Here is a 2542-nt window from a genome sequence, read left to right on the forward strand (position 1 = left end):
TGCGAACCTGATCGACCCAGCGGCGCAAGGCCGTAGGGCCAATATCCAAACTGGCACAGACCTCGGGAACCGACTGCCCCTCGTCCAGCACCATGCTGACAGCCTTGAGTTTGAACTCACTTGAATAAGATTTACGCATATCCAAACACCTCAGATTTGGGCGCCATCATAGCGCCCGATTGAGGTGTCCAAAATCATTAGGCCAGTTCAAAGTGGCTCCCATTTTTTTGCCTCACCACACCCCCTGTGGGAGCGAGGTTGCTCGCGAAGACGGCGTGTCAGCCACAGCCATGTTGAATGACACAGCGCATTCGCGAGCAGACGAAGGCCTGCAGGGTTTTGTGCGGCACCAAATGGCGCGTTGCCACTAGCGCCGTCTACACTCAAACCCACCATCGGAGGTAGCGCTCGGCAACGCGCCGGCACAGGAGTGCGTCATGTCGACCCGCAGGCAGTTGAACAGTCCGGCCCGACAGCGCGGCGCTATCGGGCTGATGGCGGCCCTGACGCTGGGCCTGGCCCTGGTGTGCATGGTGCTGGTGGTCGACAGCGGTCGTTTGTACATGGAGCAACGCCGCTTGCAGCGGGTCGTGGATGTGGCGGCGCTGGAAGCCGTATCGCGACAGGGCAATTGCCTGGCGGGGGCATCGGCCAACACCGTCGCCACTGCCAGTGCCGCGCGCAACGGTTTCACGCTTGGACAGGGCACGACCCTGACGGTGACCTGCGGCACCGTGCAGACCGGCGCCAACAACCTGCGCGCATTCAGCGCCGATGCCACGCAAAAACAAGCCATCAGCGTGGTCGCCACCCGTGTCGTGCCGACCAGTGTGGCGGCAGCCCTGTACGGCCTGTTCACCCCCGGCGCGGTGTCCCCGACCACCCGGCTCACCGCTACGGCAGTCGGCACCTACGCGGTGCTGCCACCGGTCGCGCAACTGACCATCGGCACCACCACCCTGACCATCGATTCGAGCAAATCGGCTGCGCTCAATGCACTGATCGGGCAGATGCTCGGCGGCAATCTCAACCTCAGCGTGGCCGGCTGGCAAGGGCTGGTGAACACCAATATCAATGTCCTGAGCTACCTCAATCAGCTGGCGCTGGACGTCAATGTCCAGGCCGGCAATTACACCCAGTTGCTCAGCCAGAACATCAGGCTGACGCAACTGCTCGACACCGCCATCACCGTGCTGACCAAGGGCGGCACCACCACCAGCATCGCGGTCGATGGGCTGGTGGGTTTGAAGGCCGTGGTGGGCAACACGTCGGTGGTGCTCGGGCAACTGCTGCAATTGCAGACCGGAGCTACGTCGGCGGCACTCAACACCAATCTGCAGGTGTTTCAACTGGTCGAGGCGTTCGTGCAACTGGCCAACAGCCAGAACGCATTGGTGGCCAGCGTGCCGCTGAACATACCGGGGCTGGTCAATGGCTCGGTCAAGGTCAAGGTGATCGAGCCGCCGCAGTTGTCGGCGTTCGGCAACCCGGCGCTGGCCAAGGCCGACCCCATGGGCGCCAACCGCATCTATGTACGCACCGCGCAGGTACGCACGGTGATCTCGCTGAACCTGCCGGTGCTGAGCACGGTTGCCGGCCTTGCCAGCGCCATCACCAGCACGCCACTGGTCGGCGGGCTGACCGACACCCTGAACAACCTGCTGCACCTGAACCTCGCCGGTACGGTGAACTCGTTGTTCTGCACGCTGGGCGGAACGTGCCAGCGCACAGATCTGAAGATCCTGCCAACCTCGACCATCGACATCGCCCTGGATGTCGCCGCCGCCGATAGCCATGTCACCGACTACAGCTGCGTCAGTGACGCGACCAAGACCTTGACCACCCAGACCAACTCGTCACTGGTAAAACTCAAGGTCGGCAAGATCGATACCGCCAATGCCTTTTCTTCCTCGGCGGATATCACCGTGCAGCCGCTGGCGCTGATCGATGTCGGGGTCATCACCTGTAACATTCCGCTGTTGGGTCTGGGGGCGGCGACTTGCGATCCGAACAGCCACATTCCGTTCTACGGCGGCGGGCTGGGGGTGAAGGTCGATACCTCGGTGGCCGCCACGCAGAATACGCACGTTTACAATCAGCCCCCGGAAATCAAGACCCCGCCGCTGTATTACAGCTTCGGCACCCAGGGGCTGGTCGACAGTCTCAAAGGCACGCTCGCCGGGGTTCAGGTACAAGCCTACAAACCCACCGGTTCGAGCCTGCTGGGTGATTTGCTGACAACCACCGCCAGTGTTCTGGCCGGGGTCAACAGCACGCTGGGCGTGACGATCGACAACCTGCTCAGCCCGTTGCTCGACCCGATCCTCGATGGCTTGCTGGCCAATCTGGGCATCACCCTGAACAAGGTCGATGTCGGCGCCAACCTCAGTTGCAAACCACCGGGGCAGCCGATGCTTGCGATCTAGTCGGTCAGCGCCACCGGCAGCTCGATACAAAAGCGTGCGCCCTCATCGCCATTGCGCACGCTCAGGCGTCCGCCCATGTTTTCGATGATGCCGTAGCTCACCGACAGCCCCAGGCC

Annotated in this window: 2 protein-coding genes; one reads left to right on the forward strand and one right to left on the reverse strand. The window is 62.5% G+C overall.

The features are described 5' to 3' along the window. A partial coding sequence (locus tag DBR18_RS17345) for a transposase (RefSeq protein WP_146188768.1) occupies positions 1-139 on the reverse strand: 139 nt, incomplete at its 3' end. Positions 140-437: 298 nt separating this feature from the next. On the opposite strand from DBR18_RS17345, the gene DBR18_RS17350 reads away from it, so the two are divergent. Beyond that, positions 438-2426 (forward strand): pilus assembly protein TadG-related protein, encoded by a 1989-nt coding sequence (locus tag DBR18_RS17350; protein WP_108591218.1) that lies wholly within the window; start codon positions 438-440, stop codon positions 2424-2426. Positions 2427-2542: the final 116 nt, after the last annotated feature.

The sequence above is a fragment of the Pseudomonas sp. HMWF021 genome, from assembly GCF_003061005.1.
Classification (GTDB): Bacteria; Pseudomonadota; Gammaproteobacteria; order Pseudomonadales; family Pseudomonadaceae; genus Aquipseudomonas.